Annotated in this window: 11 protein-coding genes and 4 pseudogenes; 4 read left to right on the plus strand and 11 right to left on the minus strand. The window is 58.8% G+C overall.

The features are described from left to right. Window positions 1-180: 180 nt before the first annotated feature. Window positions 181-1245 (plus strand): alkene reductase, encoded by a 1065-nt coding sequence (locus AruCF_RS21960; RefSeq protein ID WP_061959001.1) that lies wholly within the window; start codon window positions 181-183, stop codon window positions 1243-1245. A gap of 626 nt (window positions 1246-1871) precedes the next feature. On the opposite strand, the gene AruCF_RS21965 is transcribed toward AruCF_RS21960, so the two are convergent. From AruCF_RS21965 to AruCF_RS21980, 4 genes and pseudogenes are all read right to left on the minus strand, one after another. Next, complete coding sequence (locus tag AruCF_RS21965) at window positions 1872-3026, minus strand: S1C family serine protease (RefSeq protein ID WP_083036868.1); 1155 nt, start codon at window positions 3024-3026, stop codon at window positions 1872-1874. A gap of 212 nt (window positions 3027-3238) precedes the next feature. Then, window positions 3239-3637, minus strand: a pseudogene (locus AruCF_RS21970) (Zn-dependent protease); the annotation flags it as partial. A gap of 7 nt (window positions 3638-3644) precedes the next feature. Beyond that, window positions 3645-4115: a phosphate-starvation-inducible PsiE family protein gene (locus AruCF_RS21975; RefSeq protein ID WP_083036870.1), complete on the minus strand. Its 471-nt coding sequence runs from the start codon at window positions 4113-4115 to the stop codon at window positions 3645-3647. A gap of 183 nt (window positions 4116-4298) precedes the next feature. Beyond that, window positions 4299-7106 carry a sensor domain-containing protein gene (locus AruCF_RS21980; RefSeq protein WP_083036871.1) on the minus strand — a complete coding sequence of 936 codons (2808 nt, stop codon included), beginning with the start codon at window positions 7104-7106 and terminating at the stop codon, window positions 4299-4301. Between the two features lie 22 nt (window positions 7107-7128). On the opposite strand from AruCF_RS21980, the pseudogene AruCF_RS21985 reads away from it, so the two are divergent. After that, window positions 7129-7457: pseudogene (locus AruCF_RS21985) on the plus strand (integrase core domain-containing protein); the annotation flags it as partial. Between the two features lie 59 nt (window positions 7458-7516). Here the strand turns inward: AruCF_RS21985 and clpK are convergent. From clpK to AruCF_RS22000, 3 genes and pseudogenes are all read right to left on the minus strand, one after another. Next, window positions 7517-10372: a heat shock survival AAA family ATPase ClpK gene (gene clpK / locus AruCF_RS21990; protein ID WP_083036873.1), complete on the minus strand. Its 2856-nt coding sequence runs from the start codon at window positions 10370-10372 to the stop codon at window positions 7517-7519. Window positions 10373-10472: 100 nt separating this feature from the next. Beyond that, the gene (locus AruCF_RS21995) at window positions 10473-11045 is read right to left on the minus strand and encodes an Hsp20/alpha crystallin family protein (RefSeq protein WP_083036874.1); all 573 of its coding nucleotides are present in this window, start codon (window positions 11043-11045) and stop codon (window positions 10473-10475) included. A 432-nt stretch (window positions 11046-11477) separates the two neighbouring features. After that, window positions 11478-11741 (minus strand): annotated as a pseudogene (locus tag AruCF_RS22000) (transposase); the annotation flags it as partial. 123 nt (window positions 11742-11864) lie between these two features. Here AruCF_RS22000 and AruCF_RS22005 point away from each other — a divergent pair. Both AruCF_RS22005 and AruCF_RS22010 read left to right on the plus strand, forming a co-directional pair. After that, window positions 11865-12740 (plus strand): alpha/beta hydrolase, encoded by an 876-nt coding sequence (locus tag AruCF_RS22005; protein WP_083036876.1) that lies wholly within the window; start codon window positions 11865-11867, stop codon window positions 12738-12740. A gap of 45 nt (window positions 12741-12785) precedes the next feature. Continuing rightward, window positions 12786-13066 (plus strand): annotated as a pseudogene (locus AruCF_RS22010) (transposase domain-containing protein); the annotation flags it as partial. A gap of 85 nt (window positions 13067-13151) precedes the next feature. On the opposite strand, the gene AruCF_RS22015 reads toward AruCF_RS22010, so the two are convergent. The 4 genes from AruCF_RS22015 to pth all read right to left on the minus strand — a co-directional run bounded on the left by AruCF_RS22015 (window position 13152) and on the right by pth (window position 17143). Then, entirely contained in the window at window positions 13152-14381 is a 1230-nt protein-coding gene (locus tag AruCF_RS22015; RefSeq protein ID WP_083036877.1) for a tyrosine-type recombinase/integrase, read from the minus strand. 199 nt (window positions 14382-14580) lie between these two features. Continuing rightward, the gene (ychF, locus tag AruCF_RS22020; RefSeq protein ID WP_047991865.1) at window positions 14581-15672 is read right to left on the minus strand and encodes a redox-regulated ATPase YchF; all 1092 of its coding nucleotides are present in this window, start codon (window positions 15670-15672) and stop codon (window positions 14581-14583) included. A 95-nt stretch (window positions 15673-15767) separates the two neighbouring features. Next, the gene (locus AruCF_RS22025) at window positions 15768-16547 is read right to left on the minus strand and encodes a CPBP family glutamic-type intramembrane protease (protein ID WP_049076160.1); all 780 of its coding nucleotides are present in this window, start codon (window positions 16545-16547) and stop codon (window positions 15768-15770) included. Beyond that, window positions 16547-17143, minus strand: coding sequence for an aminoacyl-tRNA hydrolase (gene pth, locus AruCF_RS22030; protein ID WP_026384832.1), 597 nt, complete (start codon window positions 17141-17143; stop codon window positions 16547-16549). The genes AruCF_RS22025 and pth overlap by 1 nt, the downstream gene beginning before the upstream one ends. Between the last annotated feature and the right edge of the window lie 14 nt (window positions 17144-17157).

Below are 17157 nucleotides of genomic sequence, written 5' to 3' on the forward strand. Positions count from 1 at the left end.
GACCGCCGCGAAACTGGCGGTAGCAAAGGCTTACCCACTTGCGTCTACTACATCGTGCGTTGGGAGCAAAAGCACCAGCCGTGCCAAAGCAGTCTTCAGTGACCTTTCAAAGGTCTGAGTATTGGGAATACTGTTAGCTTTACCACTGTTTTCTGTTCACTAATCTGGGTTTTCATTCACATGCTATTCAATCCACTTCAAGTAGGTTCTCTCACCCTGCCCAACCGCATCCTTCTGGCACCACTGACACGCGCCCGTGCCGACGCTGGCCACATGCCCAACGCGCTGATGGCCGAGTACTACAGCCAGCGTGCCACCGGCGGCCTGCTGATTTCCGAATGCACCATGGTGGCGCCCGGTACATCAGCCTTCGTCAATGAGCCTGGCATCTACAACGACGCGCAGATTGCAGCCTGGAGACAGGTGACCGACGCGGTGCACGCCAAGGGCGGACGCATCTTCATGCAGATCTGGCACGCTGGCCGCGCAGCCTACCCTGGCGCTGCCGATGGCGCCCCCATTGTCTCCAGCAGCGCAACCGCCATTGAGGGTGAGATCCACACGCCCCAAGGCAAGGTGCCGCACGCGGTGCCCCGCGCCCTGACCATCGAAGAGATTCCCGGCATCGTGGCTGCGTTTGCTCAAGGCGCACGCAACGCCATTGCCGCCGGCTTTGATGGTGTGGAAGTACACGGCGCCAACGGCTACCTGATTGACCAGTTTCTGCGCGACACGCCCAACCAGCGCACCGATGCCTACGGCGGATCGCTGGAAAACCGTGCACGTTTGCTGTTCGAGGTACTCACTGCCGTGACCCAGGCGATCGGTTCCGAACGTGTGGGCCTGCGCCTCTCGCCCCTCAACAGCTTCAACAGCATGAAAGACAGCGACCCGCTGGCTCTCATCGGCTTCCTGGCCGATAGGCTCAATGCCTTCAAGCTAGCCTACCTGCACGTGATGCGCGCCGATTTCTTCGGCGTGCAGAAGGCCGATGTCATGCCCGTAGCGCGTGAAAAGTACAAGGGTGTGTTGGTGGGCAATATGGGTTACAGCGCTGATGAGGCAGAGGCAGCTATTGCCGAAGGTAAGCTTGACGCTGTGGCCTTTGGCACCGCCTTCCTGGCTAACCCGGACCTGCCCGCACGCATCAGGGCCAAGGCACCGCTGAACGCGCCTGACTCCAACACGTTCTACGCAGGTGGCGCCAAGGGCTATACAGACTATCCGACACTGCAGGTCGCGTAAATCACCGCCCCAGAAGATCGAAGAAACGAGCCACTTTATACCCAAGGCTCTGCTCTTCGATCTTGCGAAGCTGTGAATCGATGGCGTCTACCGAGTGTTGTGCGCCATCACGATCTTTAATTGATAAGTTGCCTCGGTTTGCTTCGCCGCCCACCGAACTCGTACATCGTCTCCGGCTCAGGTAGTGCCGAGGCCACGCTATCCTCCCATATCGAGTTCAGTCAGGTTCGGAAATTCCTGGTCGCAATCTACGGCAGCAGACCCTCGAGACACCGCTGTAATTCTGCGCACCTCCAGTGTCAGCTGTTCACCTGATACTTGCCCTTGGCTTGGTAAAACTGCGGGCACTCGGATAACGGTTATCTGTAAGACGCCCTGAGGTAACGGTTAGGCCGCGAACGGCAGCCCGCCGTTACTTACCGGGGGGCAAGATGCAAGCGTGATCTTCTGCTGTGCGTCGAGAGCTGCTGGCTGCTGCCGATATAAGGACTAGCGCAAGAAGAGGTCCGAGCCCAAAAGCAAAAAGCCTTGGTAACCAAAGTGTAGGGCATCAAGTTTCTGCGGCTCGAATACTTGATGCATCCATCGTTATTTTTTGCCGATCCCCAGAAGTTCTCAACTTCAGATCAGGCGCCAGGTTGCAACTCCACACGCACTTCCCTTGGCTTGCCGGCCCGCTCAACCGACAAGACAACCACATCTCCTACCTTTCGGTCGTCAAGCCGTGCCAGCAGCTTGGCGACATCGTCGACGGGAGCGCCGTCTATGCCGGTGATGCGGTCTCCCGGCACGATGCCTTCGGGGCCCACGGTGACACCGTTCAGCCCCGCCTTTTGCGCCGCTGAGCCAGGGGCGACACGGAGCACAAACACGCCTTGGGTGCCGGTCAGCGCCTGCAATCGGCGGTTGAGCTGCTCGTCAACCTCGATCCCAAGCGCCGGGCGGATGTATTTGCCGGTCTTGATGAGTTGTGGCACCACACGCATGACCGTGTCCACCGGTACGGCGAAGCCGATCCCAGCCGACGCACCGGAAGGGCTGTAGATCGCTGTGTTGATGCCGATCAGGCGGCCGGCGGAATCGAGCAACGGCCCACCCGAGTTGCCGGGGTTGATAGCGGCATCTGTTTGAATCAGGTGTTCGATGGTCACTCCGCCAGATTCCCCGGGCAGCGATCGATCGAGCGCGGACACGATGCCGTTGGTGAGTGTCCAATCCAGGCCGAAGGGGTTGCCGATGGCGAACACCTTTTGTCCCACTTTGAGGTCTGCGCTGGTGCCGACCGGAACGGCGGGCGGGCGCTGAAAACCGACGCCGATTTTGAGCACCGCGATATCGTGGGCCGGACTCACGCCGACCAGCGCGGCTTGGTAATCGCGGCCGTCGGCCAGTTTGACCGTGGCATCCGACGCCCCCTGGATCACATGAAAGTTGGTAACGACGTGACCGGCGTCATCCCAGATGAAACCCGAACCCGTGCCGCGCGGCACAGAAAAGACGTTGCGCGTCCAGGCATCGCGCACCAGTTGGGACGTCGTGATGTAAACCACCGATGCCCGGGATTTCTCGAACAGCTCGATGGTGGCCTGTTCGTCAGCGGCCAGATCGCCACGCGGCGTGACGGTGCGCTCAGCGGCTTGGCGCGGGCTGAACCAGGCTTCGATGGCGGGCAGGAACTGCCAGAACAGCATGAGTGCTGCAACGCACGCAGTGATGACGAGCCACCGCCGGACGAAATGATCCGGAGCTGGGCGTTGTGGGTAAGGACCGGGGGAAGACATGACGGAGGCTCCTTTCGAGTGATTTAGCGCCAAAGGCCGCGCAGGCCCCGGCGTGGTGGCCAGATCGGGGCGAACGACCTTGGCACGAGATAATCTGTTTAGAACGGCTGGGTCTGCGATGGCTGAGGCGCCAACTCCATCGGGCGCGCGATACGATCCTCTGCCGCCGTATGCGTGCGCAACCAAGACGGCTCGGGATTTCCCCAGCCGGGCAGGCCATCCGTGAGGGCAATGGAGGCAAGGCGCCTGGAGCCGGTGGCAAAGGCATTGACGATGCCGCTGGACACATAGTACGGAACCGGCGTGTTCGGCAACCCGGCGCGCGTTGTAAGCGCTCGCAGCAACGACCAGATTACGGAGGCTTCATTGCTGCGCAAGGGACGGGTGCCATACAGGCGTAAGGTCATCGCGGAGGCGACGACAGGTTCGATCAGCAGGGTCAATGCGCATGTTGCCAGTGCCAGCCAAAGGCCATGCTCGCCCAACAGCAGACTGCCAACGGCAGCCGCGATCCCCACCAGGTTCAAAACCAGCAACACGGTTTGAAAGCGATTGAGCCAGCGGTGCCTCGACCTGGCATCGTGTCGACCGTCTAGACCATAAAGGGCCATGGTCCAATTACTCGCTCTTCCGGTCGTCGCGTTCACGCATGAGCCAATAGGTCAGACCCAAGGCCAGTACCGTCCCCGCCAGGGCGGCCACTTTGGCAGGATCAACGTCGGGGTCAAGGATGATGAACTTGCGGGCCAGCGCCAGGATCGCGATCAGAATGACGGTCTTGACCTGGATGATGCTTTCCTTGCGCAGCGCCACTTTGACGATCGAATGCTTGAACTCCATCGCGATCAGCAGCGTCATGGTGGCACCGAATACCAGCTGAAAAACCTTATGGTCCAATGGATTCAGTGCATCCATGACAAGCAGCGTGAAGACGAGCCGAATCAACTGAATCAGCGAAATCACAATCACCATCGACATGACGCCCCAAAGCGCGATGGCAACGACCTGCTCGAAGCGCTCGTAAACCGTCATCAACCGCCACTGGGAGCGCATCTTGTCAAGGGCCGTGTGGCCAGATTCTTTATGCATAAGCGTTGCTCTCTCTTTCAATGAAACGTTAATGTAACGGGGAGTCCGAGAAGACGACTCGATTACACCTGGATTGCCGGGGCAATTGCGAAGCCACCCAGCGCATAACGTCCTGCACGTCCGTGGCGCCGCCGATGGGTGGATCAGCCTCTTGCACGTCAAACCTTTGTTCCATGCATGGCATCAATTCGGCTTCTGGTCTGGCGGCAGCAATCCCAGCAGATCCGCCTGCAAACGTTGCAACTTGTCGATGCCAGCCCTCAATGCCTCGACACGGCCGGCATTTTTCATTTCACTCAGGGTGTGCGCTAACTGCTGGATGCTCTGATGCAGGACATCGACCTGATCATCAGGATCCTTGCCGAAGAACGTAGGGCGGCCACTTTGATCCCGCCAGTATTGGAGTGTTTCGGATTGAGGGGGCACTTGGGCCTTGCCTGACAGATAGTCGATCATCTGGGAAATCCAGACCCGGTGGTTGGCGTATGTGAACGGCACGGGCAGCGCGGAGCGACTGTCAGGTTTGAATCCCTTCCAGGATAAGGGTACCTGCCAGGTGTGTAGCCATTGCTCGAATTCATGCGCTGGCATCGGATGCCCGATGGCATAGCCCTGGCCCCACTCGCATCCCATACGCAGCAGCATTTCACCATGCTCAATGGATTCGACTCCCTCCGCGATGCAGTTCCTGCCAAACGAGCTTGCCAGTCCCAGTAGCGCATCGAGGATGGCGATATCGTCCGGATCCTCGAGCATGTCGCGTATAAAACCTTGGTCGATCTTGAGCAGGTGCGCGGGCAGGCGCTTCAGATAGGTCAGCGATGAATAGCCGCTGCCGAAATCGTCGAGGGCAAAACGCAATCCCATCCGCTCGCACAGCGTCATCAACTGAGACACTTGAACGAAGTCCTCCACGGCGCTGGTTTCGAGGATTTCCAGTTCAAGGTCTTGCGGCTGGGCGCCGGGATGTCGTGACAACATACCCCGTAGATGCATGATGAAGTCCGGTTGCAGCAAGTGCCGCGCACCGATATTCACGCTGATCGGGACATGAAGGCCGGCCTTGCGCCAAACTTCGATCTGGGTTAGCGCAGCCTCGATGGTCCATTTCCCCACGTCAATCCCGAGCGGATGGTTCTCAATGATGGGTATGAAGGAGGCAGGAGATAACAAGCCACGCGCCGGATGTTGCCAGCGGATCAAGGCTTCGGCGCCCAGCACCTCGCCGGTGCGCATGTTGACCTTAGGTTGGAAGTAAAGCAGAAACTGCCCATTGGCAAGGGCATTCGCTATGCTGTCAAATCCTTCGTGACGGGTGCGCAGGGCACGATCCTTCTCCGTATCGAAAACGTGATATCGATTCTTGCCGGCTTGCTTGGCGCGATACATAGCCTGATCTGCCTGCCGCAGCAGTTGGTCGGCGTCGATATCTTCGCCTTGCGGGTAGTAGCTCACACCGATACTCGCGCTCACCTCGCACAGTGCGTCACCAATCGGTACGGGCTGTGCCGCTACCTCGATCAGGCGACCGAGAATTGGTACGCTGATGGAAACATCCGGCAGGTCGACCAGAACAGCGACAAACTCATCACCACCAAGGCGGGCCAAGGTATCGCCTTCGCGCAACACCTGCGTCATACGCCTGGACAGGACGGACAGCAATTTGTCGCCGACTGCGTGACCGTGCTGGTCGTTGACCTCCTTGAATCCATCCAGATCGATGAAGACAACCGCCAGGTGCATGCCACGCCGACGCGTCTGACCAATGGCCTGCTTAAGGCGGTCTCCAAGCAATAGTCGATTGGGCAAGCCGGTGAGCAGGTCGTAATGAGCAACGCGTTCAAGCTGTTGCTGGTTCTCCTTCAGCGCTGTGATGTCGGAGAACATGGCTGCGTAATGCTCGATATGGCCCCGCATATCCGGGACTGCACTGATCGTCAGCAGCGCGGCAAACTGACTGCCGTTCTTGCGTCGGCACCAGAGCTCTCCGCTCCAGTAGTCGTGCTCACGCAGAGCCTGCCAAACGGTCTGATAGAACTCATCGTCATAGCGATCGGACTCGAGCAGACGAGGTGTCTGACCCATTACTTCCTCCCGCGCATAACCAGTGATCACGGAAAACGCCCGATTGACGTTGACAATGTGACCTTGAGCGTCCGTAACGAGGATGCCCTCTCCTGCGTGCTCAAAAACTTTAGCCGCAAGGCGAAGCTCTTCCGCGGATCTTCTGCGTGAGGTGACATCATGGATATAGCCGTGCCAGAGGATGCTCCCATCAGGCATGGCTTCAGGCGACGCCTCGCCTTCGACCCAGATCACCCGACCGTCTGGAAACTGCACTCGGTACTCGTCATGCCAAAGCGCGAGTGACTGCCCCGACGCCTGTATGGTTTCATGCACACGGTCACGGTCTTCAGGATGGAGCGCCGCGAACGCAGGAGTGGCATCTTCAACAACATCCTCCGGTGCAACCCCGTATATTTCCCGCATCTTCGCGCTGGCGTAAGGGAAGTGCGAGCTGCCGTCCGGACGAAGACGGTATTGGTAAAGCATACCGGGAACGTGGCTGGCCAACTCTTCTCGCTGTCGGCGCATAGAGTTCAGCGCCTGCTCGACCCTCTTGAGATCGGTGATGTCCTCTACCGTCCCGTCTGCCGCTCTGGGCTGACCAGAGGCGTCGCCCTTGAATGTTGCCCGCAGGTGTATCCAGCGAACCTGCCCTCCGCTGACGATCCGATACCGCAGATCAAGGGACTCTCCGCACATGGCAGCATCCCATGCCCTCTCGAAGAGGGGGCGGTCTTGAGGGTGAATGCACTGCAGGAATCGCTCGAAGGCTATTGGCGCACCAACATCCAGGCCGAGCACGCGGCAGGCTTCATCGGAGCAGGTGAAGAGTTGCGAGCCAAGATCGAGACACCAACTGCCCAAATGGGCATTCTGGTTAATCTGGCCACAGTATCGGGCTGAGATTTGAGGATTCTCATTCAAAGGTGACACTCCTTATGAGTGCGGTACGGAGTATTGCGGCAAGGCCGAGACGCATGACTACCAGCTGTACCTGGCCGTCAATGACATTAAACACACCAAGACCAAAGCCCCCAGACCAATAGCATCTGCAAACGATTCCACAAGACCATCTTGCAGGAGTTCTACCAAGTGGCATTGCGGCGCAAGATCTACCGATCCATCGACGAATTGCAGGTGGATCTAGATGACTGGATCGACTACTACAGCGGCCAGCGCACACATCAGGGCAAAATGTGCTGCGGCAGGCCCCCGATGCAAACGCTGATCGAAGCAAAAGAGGCGTGCGACGAGAAGGTACAAGCACTGAACTAATCTGACAACTGACCCGATCGAAACGGGAACAACTGTCAGATCAGATCGCAACTTCTACATCATATTTGCCCGCTCGACGGTTTCTTCTTGCGCCCCGTCTTGCCCGTATCGCTTTGCGGCTCCTCGGCGGTCTTGGCTTCGTTAGGTTTCTCCGTTCCGACCTCGGCCTCGGCCTCCGGCTGCTCCTTGCGCTCGAAGCTCAGGCGCTCAGCTTTCTCGTCCCAGCGTGCATTGGCATGATCGTCCTTGCCGATGCCGCCACCGAGCATTTCCCTCGCCAGCGCGGTTTCCAACTCGCTGCGAATCAATCGCTTGAGCTCACGCGCCCCAAACTCGGGTTTGTAACCTTCTTGGGCAAAGTGGTCGATGAGCGTCTGGTCGTAAGTCAGTGTTACCCCTTGGCTGGCCGCGTTACGCGCCACGCGCTCGAGCTGCAGGCTGACGATATGGCGAATCTCCTCCTTGCCCAGGGAGTGGAATACGATGATCTCATCGATGCGATTGAGAAACTCGGGGCGGAAGTGCCCGCGCAACACGTCCATTACTTCGGCCTTGGTCTTTTCGTACTCCTCATCTGCGGCACCGCGAGCCTTCAAGCGCCGCTGGATGATGTCCGAGCCGAGGTTGGACGTGGCGATGATGATGGTGTTGGTGAAGTCCACCACCCGTCCCTTGCCATCGGTAAGGCGCCCGTCGTCGAAGACCTGCAACAGAATGTTGTAGACATCGGGATGTGCTTTCTCGATCTCATCAAGCAGCAACACACTGTACGGTTTGCGACGTACTTTTTCCGTGAGTTGTCCGCCTTCGTCATAACCGACATAGCCCGGAGGTGCGCCTACCAAACGTGCGACGGTATGGCGTTCGCCGTACTCAGACATGTCGATGCGCAAGAGCGCCCCCTCATCGCCGTAGATGGTTTCAGCCAAAGCCTTGGCGAGTTCGGTCTTACCCACGCCGGTCGGGCCGAGGAACAAGAACGTGGCCACCGGCTTGCTGCCCTCGCGCAGCCCCGCCCGCGATAGTCGTACCGCGTCGGCCACCGCCCGCACGGCCTCGTCTTGACCCACCAACCGCTCGTGTAGCCTTTGCTCCAGGTGGAGCAGCTTTTCGCGTTCCTCCACCGTCAGTTCGTTGACCGGGATGCCGGTTAGCCGCGACACGATCTGCGCCACGTGCTGGGCCTTGACCTCGGCGCTGCCCGAAGCACGCTCACGCTCCCAGTCTTCGACGAGTTTCTTGAGTTCGGCTTCCTTGGCCTCGATGCGCTTGCCAAGTTCAGCAGCCTTGTCGTACTGCTTGCGCGACGCCACATAGTCTTGCTCGCGGCGCAATTGGTGCAGTTCGGATTCAAGCTCCTGCACGGCCACCGGGCGCGCCGTAGCCGACAGCTTCACGCGCGCGGCGGCCTGATCCAACAAGTCGATGGCTTTGTCGGGGAGAAAGCGTGCCGTGATATACCGGTCAGAGAGCTCAGCGGCCGCAATGATCGCGTCCTCCGTAATGCTGACCTTGTGGTGCGCTTCGAAGGTGTCGCGCAGACCACGAAGGATCATCATGGTCTGTGCTACCGTCGGCTCGGGCACCATCACCGGCTGGAAGCGACGCTCCAGCGCGGCATCCTTTTCAATGTACTTCTGGTACTCGTTGAGCGTGGTGGCACCGATCAGGTTGAGTTCGCCGCGCGCCATCATCGGCTTGAAGACGTTGGCCACGTCGAGCCCGCCTTCGCCACCACCCTGGCCAGCACCAACGATGGTGTGCACCTCGTCGATAAACAAGATGAGCTCGCCCTGGTGCTCGGTCACTTCCTTGAGCACCTTCTGTACACGCTCCTCGAACTCACCCCGGTACTTGGCCCCCGCGACCATCGCGTTAATATTCAGCTCCACCAAGCGCTTGTCGCGTAATGTCTCGGGTACTTCGCCAGCTACCATGCGCTGCGCCAGTCCCTCGACGATGGCTGTCTTGCCCACCCCCGGCTCGCCGATCAGTACCGGATTGTTCTTCTTGCGCCGGGCCAGCACCTCGATGGTGGTCTCAATCTCCTGTGCGCGGCCGATGACCGGATCGAGCTTGCCGTCACGCGCCATTTTGGTGAGGTCACGCGAGTACTTTTCGAGCTCAGGAGTGTTGGTAGGCGTCTCAGCGCGACCGTCCTCGGCCCCCTTGCCGACCACCTTGCTCACCTGTTGACGCAGCGCCTGCGGCGTGAGGCCATATCGGCGCAGCAGGTTGGCGGCCAAACCTTCGCCTTCCTCTGCCAAGCCGATCAGGAAGTGTTCCGGGCCGACATACGAGTGGCCCAGTTCGTTGGACGCCACGAAAGCACGACTCAGTGCATCCTTGACGCGCGGCGACACGCCAATTTCGCCCTCGAACGGCTTGTCACCGCGTTTGGCTTCGGATTCGATCTGTCGTGTGAGATCGTCGACCTTGATCTTGAACTGACCGAGGATGGTCTTGATTACGTCGCTGTGGTTCAGTGCCAAAAGCAGGTGCTCGGTATCCACTTCCGGACGACCGAACTCGGCCGCATACTTGGCGGCTTCCTGAAGCAACGCCTCTGATTGCTCGCTGATGCGGCTAGCGAGTCCGCTGCCTCGACGGCGCGGTGCACCTGATCCCGCCGAAGCCGGTTCGCCAAAGGAGGCATCGACCACATCATCGGTATCGGCAGTAACAGTCGTCGACTCGTCACCAATACGGAAAAAGTCGCTGCCCAGAAAGTCCTCAAACAGACCGCTGCGCGCGCCAAACAAGGCTTCCAGCGGAGAAACGGTGCGCTTCTGCTGGCGCACGAGTTGACGGTAATGATCGTCACAGAGCAGCATGGTGCTGTGGCGACCATTGAGATTGGCTTCCACCCGCACCGTGGCGGGCTGGCCGCAGACTTGGCATTGTTTTCTGGCCATGATGACACTCCTTAACTTAGAGAGGCAGCCAGGGACCGTATGTCACGGTGCCGCGCCTATCGTTTTATCACTTTCGATGTGAAAGAGTTGGTTGAGGGCGTCAGCTATTGACCGGGATTGAACGCCCCTGTTTTGGTGCACTGACCTCACGCTTGTCCATGGTGATCGTCAGCACTCCGTTCTTGAAATTGGCTTTGATCGAATCCTGGTTGGCATCATCTGGCAGATTCAGGGCGCGCTGGAAACTGCCATAGGAGCGTTCGATGCGGTGAAAGCCACTCTCTTTCTTTTCCTGCTCCTGACGCTTCTCACCACGCACTACCAGCACGTCGTTGTCGAGGGTGATCTGGATATCCTTCTCCTCAACACCGGGAAGTTCCAAAGCGATCTTGTACTGTTTATCGGCTTCCTGGATGTCCAGAGCCGGCATTAGCATGCCCGACCAGTCGGCTGGTAAGCGCTGCACTGCTAGTGCAGGAAATCCGCCGCCCCGAAATGCATTGTCGAACAGACGGTCAATTTCGCGATGCAACTGCAAAATAGGACTGACCGCACCAGCTGTCACCAGCCGATCATTGCGCTGCACGGGCAGAGCGGAAGAGGCTGTTTGCTGCTCCTCCTGCTCCTTCTTGAACCAGTTCCAGGGTGCCAACTTCTTGAAGTCAATATCCATGTCACACCTCCACATAGAGAAGATTCGGTCATTTCGTTAGCCTGCTGCGACGAACATCGCGCAGTTGCGACAAGTCCTGATCGGCTGATTTCTGCTTTTCACATTTGCGCATCACCTCCTTCTGCTTTGTGCTGGCTTGCATCTGATCGGCAATTCACTGATCAATCTCACCTCTCCGAAATCGCCATACACCACCCTCTTTGAACGCGCGGATCTACCCTTTCGCGGCGAGTCCGTACAGTGTTCGATTCGCGAGCATCAAATACGGTGAGCACTCCAGGCTTTAATCGCACCTTCCCCATGCTCCTTCATCTATACAAACGATTGGGAGTTCTTGCAGATCTTTGCAAAGTATGTGCTAGACAGAAACGTTGTCAAGGCGCACTAGGAAACCTCTGCATAACCAGAATTCAAGCGTGATAGTGCTTGAATGTCAGCACCTTGGTAGCCGGCATCACCATAGCCATCTATCTCTTGGCCATGCAGCAGACTGTTGGCTTCAACGACATCACTGACGTTGGCCGATGTGCCCCGCACGGTGTGTACCAAGCCTGAATCCGCATCCACGCCGATATGGGCCTTCATGCCGAAGTACCACTGGTTGCCTTTCTTGCTCTGGTGCATCTCAGGATCACGAGATTTGGTGCTGTTTTTGGTCGAGCTGGGTGCCGCAATCAGTGTGGCATCCACGATGGTTGGGGGAGAGCTGGGTGTAGCCAATGCGTGGAGCACTGAGGCTGCTTAACCTTGGTGACAACGAAAGCTGAGGTGGATGGAAATAATTTATGGGCACTCAAGACAAGGAGACACCAAGTGCTTATGAAAGTAATTTTCCCCGCTACAGCCATCTTGGCAGCAAGCTTTAGCTTTAGTGCGGTTGCCAGTGAAGTTCTGTCTGCAGAGGTCAAGAGTCCAGCGCTGGGCAGAGCGTTGACTTACAACGTCTATTTGCCCACAGGGTATACAGAAAACACCAATGTACGTTACCCCGTCATGTATCTGTTGCACGGCAATGGCGGCAACCGCAATGACTGGCACGTTAAGGGGAAGATGCAAAGCACGGTCGATGAATTGGTTGCGAAGGGCCAGATTCCGCCAGCAATCTTCATCATGCCTGATGCCAATACCAACTGGTATGTGGATCTGAAGGAGAAGATGGAGACGGCATTCATCGAGGATTTGATGCCGCACGTTGAGAAGACCTACCGCACCATCAATGCACGCGAAGGCCGTGTCATTGGTGGCTTATCAATGGGTGGCTATGGTGCGATTCGCTTTGTGTTGAAGTACCCCGAGAAATTTCAGGCTGCAGCTTTACTCTCACCAGCCATCTACAACCCAGAGCCTCCGGCAGATTCTTCTGCCCGACATGTAAAAGTGTTCGCTGATCCGAATACGGATGGTGCATACAGCAAGAATGTCTGGCAGCAATACAACTATCCTGCGCTAATGGATGCTTTCTTGGCCAAGGGTATCAAGGTGCCGATGTACATCAACTCTGGCGACGATGATGAATTTGCCATCGAGGCAGATGCCACTTTGCTGTATTCACAGTTGCGTAAGGCCAAGCAACCTGCGGAGTTGCGCATTGTGAATGGCAAGCACGAGTGGATGGTGTGGGAGACAACCTTGGGTGATAGCCTGAAGTATGTGTTTAGTACCGTGCAGCGCCCACAAGTGCAGGCGGGTAAGTAAGTCTGGATATCAGTCATGGAAAGGAGCACTTCGATGCTCCTGGCTGCGCTCACGCGCTTCGTTGATGACCGCAGTTGCCGCCGGACAACAATTGGATCGAAAACTAGATCAGGCCTGTGGCCCTGGGGCGCTCGAACTGGTTGTTCGCCGGCAGCTTGCGCGCGGGCCAGCGGGCGGCCGCCGTGATGAGCCTGATCCAGTCAGCGCGCATGAACGGGCACGACCCCTATGCCTATCTCAAGGATGTGCTGACCCGGCTGCCCACGCACAAGGCCAGCCGGATTGAAGAACTGCTACCGCATCGCTGGCAGCCCATCGACATCTGAGCATCAGCCATGGCCGCCAGCGGCGGTCAACATGGGTTTGCCGCGCGCTTACGCTTTTTCTGCCAGCATTGATGTTTCATCGGTCTCAACCCTCAAGAGCTGAAAGTTTCTCCAAATGATCAGCCCAGTTCTGCATCATCTGAGCTCTGTCTTCGTAGTAGAGCGCATGGTTATAAGTAGCACGGACAGCATTCGTATCTGCGTGCGCCAACTGCCGCTCGATCCATTCTGATCGATAGCCCATCTCATGCAAACGAGTGCTACCAGTCACGCGTGTAGCATGTGGACTAAAACGACCACTCCACCCAAGCTTCATCAATGCCTGCCGCCAAGATGCTTGGCTCATAGAGACAGTGCGTTTGTCACGGCCAGGAAAGACATACTGAAACCTACCTGTCAGCCCACGCACAACCTTCAGCATCTCGACAGCCTGACTGGGTAAGGGCACCTTGTGTGCCTTACCCATCTTCATACGCTCAGCAGGAATCAGCCAAGACGCTCCGTCAAGGTCAAACTCCTGCCACCGCGCTTCGACAACTTCATTCGGGCGACACAAAGTCCACCACATAAGCTGAAACGATGCCACCGTTTCATATCGTCCACCAAGACCTTTGAAGTCACGCAGCAACTGAGCGATTTCTCCCTCTTCTAGCGCCCTCTTATGCTGGGTCTTGTTACGAGGATGCGCCTTTCGTACCGGGTATACCGGATCAGTCTCAGCCCTCAAGGTTGCAATCGCCAACTCAAATACCGACGACATCGAACGCTTGGCGACATCACGAACAGATGGGCCATTTTTCTTGTCTGCATCGTTCAAGACATCTAGCACTTGCAAAGACGTGATCTGGGCAATCGGCAGTTGGCCTATCTTAGGAAAGATAACTCGCTCAAAGACATCCAAGCGCCGCTGCTTAGTCAGCTCGTGCCAATCTCGCATTGACAACCACTCTTTGGCAATCACCTCGAAAGTGATTCGAGCAGCATGCTCAGCCTTGATCTGCTCCTGTTTACGGTGATCCGCAGGATTGATGCCCTGCCTTACCAGATCTCTACACCGTGTACGTTCAGCACGCGCTTCCTGCAGTGTGAAGCGCTTAGCTGCCCGCCTCTCTTCGGCTTGCGCAGCAGTTTCCTTATTCGAGGCAGGTGCGTATTCGCCAATGGCAAAGAGGCTCTCTTTACCTTTGATCTCAAAACGATAGCGCCAAGCCTTAACCCCGTTTGGCTTTACCTCGAGGTAAAGCCCACCGCCATCGGCTAGGCGGTAGAGCTTCTCACGGGGTGCACTAGCTTTGCACTTGGTATCTGTCAGCATGAATCCTCTTGCAAAAGTCGCCCAAACCTATACCCGGTATTGAGCAAAAGTTCTGCAATGCTATACCCGGAGCCGTACCCGGTAAAGCTTCTGATTCAGTGAGACTAATTTGAATCGATTTGGATGGAAAACTAATGCAACTTATTGATTTCAAAGAATTATTTCAATCCAAACCAATTCAACCCAAAACAAACAATGGTCAGACGTTGAACAGGAAATTCATCACATCGCCATCCTGCACGATGTATTCCTTGCCTTCCGCCCGCATCTTGCCCGCTTCCTTCGCCCCCTGCTCACCCTTATAGGCGATGTAGTCTTCGTAAGCGATAGTCTGCGCGCGGATGAAGCCGCGTTCGAAGTCGGTGTGGATCACGCCCGCGGCCTGGGGCGCGGTGGCGCCGATCGGCACGGTCCAGGCGCGCACTTCCTTGACGCCGGCGGTGAAGTAGGTCTGCAGGCCCAGCAGTTTGAAGGCGGCGCGGATCAGGCGGTTCAGGCCCGGTTCTTCCATGCCCATGTCCGACAGGAAGGCCTGGCGGTCGGCGTCGTCCAGGTCGACGATTTCCGATTCGATGGCGGCGCAGATGGCGACCACCGGCGCGTTGCGGGCGGCGGCGAATTCGGTCAGGCGGTCCAGCAGCGGGTTGTTGGTGAAGCCGTCGTCGGCCACGTTGCCCACGTACATCGCGCGCTTGGCGGTGATGAAGCAGAGCTGGGCGATGTCGGCCTTTTCCTCGGTGGACAGGTCGAGCGCGCGGATCGGCTTGGCTTCGTTCAGTTGCGCCACGCACTTTTCCAGCACGGCGACGATGCGCTGCGATTCCTTGTCGCCGGAACGGGCGGTCTTCTGGTGGCGTTGCAGGGCCTTTTCGGCGGTCTGCAGGTCGGCCAGCGCCAGTTCGGTTTCGATGACCTCGATGTCGGCGATCGGGTCGACCTTGCCGGCCACGTGGATCACGTTGGGATCCTCGAAGCAGCGCACCACGTTGACGATGGCGTCGGTTTCGCGGATGTGCGAGAGGAACTGGTTGCCCAGGCCTTCACCCTTGCTGGCGCCCGCCACCAGGCCGGCGATGTCGACGAATTCAACCGTGGCCGACAGGATGCGCTCGGGCTTGACGATCTCGGCCAGCTTCTGCAGACGCGGATCCGGCACCTCGACCACGCCGACGTTCGGCTCGATGGTGCAGAACGGATAGTTCTCGGCGGCGATGCCGGCGCGGGTCAGAGCGTTGAAGAGTGTCGATTTGCCAACGTTGGGCAGGCCGACGATGCCGCATTGCAGAGCCATGGGAATCCTGTGTAAGTACGGTATTGATCGTTAACGTTCTAGTTTACCCCGCCGGGCGGCGCGCCATGATGACCGCGCCCAGGGGGACGGACGGCTCAACTGGCCGCCGTGGGGGCCCAGCGCATCACGGCCCAGATCAGCAAAATGGGGCCGGCGTTGAACATGGCGTGCAGCGCGATCGCCGCGCCGATGCCACGGCGGATGCGGATCCAGCCCAGCACCAGGCCGGTCAGCCACTGCGGCAGCACCAGCAGCGGCAGCAGCCAGTACGGCGTGTGGTTGAAGACGAAGTTGGTCAGGTGCACGGCGGCGAAGGTCAGCGCCACCAGGTGGAACACCCAGCCGAAGTGCTTCAGGTAATGGCGCCGCCAGGCGGTGTTCCAGCCCTTGAGCGGCTCGGGGCGCGGCCGCAGCGACCAGCAGGCCAGCAGCACGAAGGAGGCCAGCAGCAGGCCGGTCCAGATGCGTGGGCCGTACAGCACCACCGGCAGCAACGCCGGGCACAGCCACAGCGCCTGCCTGGGACGTCGCAGGCCGTAGCGGAACAGCATTTCCTCGACCAGCGGGGCCCAGATCACCGCCGTCAGCCAGGGGATGTTGGCCGGGTCCAGCCGATGCGTGACGCCGCCGACGCCGGCCGCGGCGACCGCCACCGGGCCCAGGGCGAACAGGTTGATCAGCCACAGCACCGCGGCCCACGCCAGCAGGCGCCCGGGGCCCACGCCCGGCCACCAGTCCGACACCCAGCCGATCGCCGGCGTGCGGCCGGGCAGACGCCGCAGCGGACGCGGCCGGCGCACGAAGCGCCAGAAGTCCGCCAGCTCGCTGCGGAAACGCAGCTTGCGCGGTTCGGCGGAAGCCGGAGCGCCGTCCATCAGGCGTCGTTGCCGCTGTGCAGCTGGCGGGTGGCCAGCGCGAAGTCGCCAGCCAGCATGGCGGGCACCACGGCGCGGCAGCGGTCGATGACCGCCTCGATCTCCTTCTGCTCCTCGCGACGCGGCGGGTGCAGCACGAAGTCCGCCACCTGCTGCGCCAGGCCGAGCGTGCGCGGATGGCCGATGCCGATGCGCAGGCGCCAGAAGTTCGGGCTGCCCAGCGCGGCCTGGATGTCCTTCAGGCCGTTGTGGCCGGCGTGGCCGCCGCCCTGCTTGAGTTTCACCTGGCCCGGCATCAGGTCGAGTTCGTCGTGCAGCACCAGCACCTGCTCCGGCGTCAGCTTGTAGAAGCGCGCCAGCGCCCCGACCGCCTGGCCGGAACGGTTCATGTAGGTGTTGGGCTTGAGCAGCAGCACGTTGTCGGCCCCCAGGCGGGATTTGGCCACCATGCCGAAGAACGACTTCTCCAGCGCGAACGAGGCGCGCAGGTCGTCCGCCAGGTGGTCGGCCAGCCAGAAGCCCGCGTTGTGGCGGGTGGTTTCGTAGTCGGGACCGGGGTTACCCAATCCCACGATGAGGCGTATGGGAATAGACATGATGGGGGGTGTTT

The organism is Achromobacter ruhlandii, assembly GCF_002082135.1.
In the GTDB taxonomy this organism is placed as follows: Bacteria; Pseudomonadota; Gammaproteobacteria; order Burkholderiales; family Burkholderiaceae_B; genus Achromobacter; species Achromobacter ruhlandii.

Excerpts from the sequence above, each read along its gene's own strand:
- AruCF_RS21995 (WP_083036874.1), bottom strand. The coding sequence starts at position 11,045 with ATGGATATTGACTTCAAGAAGTTGGCACCCTGGAACTGGTTCAAGAAG.
- pth (WP_026384832.1), bottom strand. The coding sequence starts at position 17,143 with ATGTCTATTCCCATACGCCTCATCGTGGGATTGGGTAACCCCGGTCCC.
- ychF (WP_047991865.1), bottom strand. The coding sequence starts at position 15,672 with ATGGCTCTGCAATGCGGCATCGTCGGCCTGCCCAACGTTGGCAAATCG.
- AruCF_RS21960 (WP_061959001.1), top strand. The coding sequence starts at position 181 with ATGCTATTCAATCCACTTCAAGTAGGTTCTCTCACCCTGCCCAACCGC.
- clpK (WP_083036873.1), bottom strand. The coding sequence starts at position 10,372 with ATGGCCAGAAAACAATGCCAAGTCTGCGGCCAGCCCGCCACGGTGCGG.
- AruCF_RS22015 (WP_083036877.1), bottom strand. The coding sequence starts at position 14,381 with ATGCTGACAGATACCAAGTGCAAAGCTAGTGCACCCCGTGAGAAGCTC.
- AruCF_RS21965 (WP_083036868.1), bottom strand. The coding sequence starts at position 3,026 with ATGTCTTCCCCCGGTCCTTACCCACAACGCCCAGCTCCGGATCATTTC.
- AruCF_RS22005 (WP_083036876.1), top strand. The coding sequence starts at position 11,865 with ATGAAAGTAATTTTCCCCGCTACAGCCATCTTGGCAGCAAGCTTTAGC.
- AruCF_RS22025 (WP_049076160.1), bottom strand. The coding sequence starts at position 16,547 with ATGGACGGCGCTCCGGCTTCCGCCGAACCGCGCAAGCTGCGTTTCCGC.
- AruCF_RS21975 (WP_083036870.1), bottom strand. The coding sequence starts at position 4,115 with ATGCATAAAGAATCTGGCCACACGGCCCTTGACAAGATGCGCTCCCAG.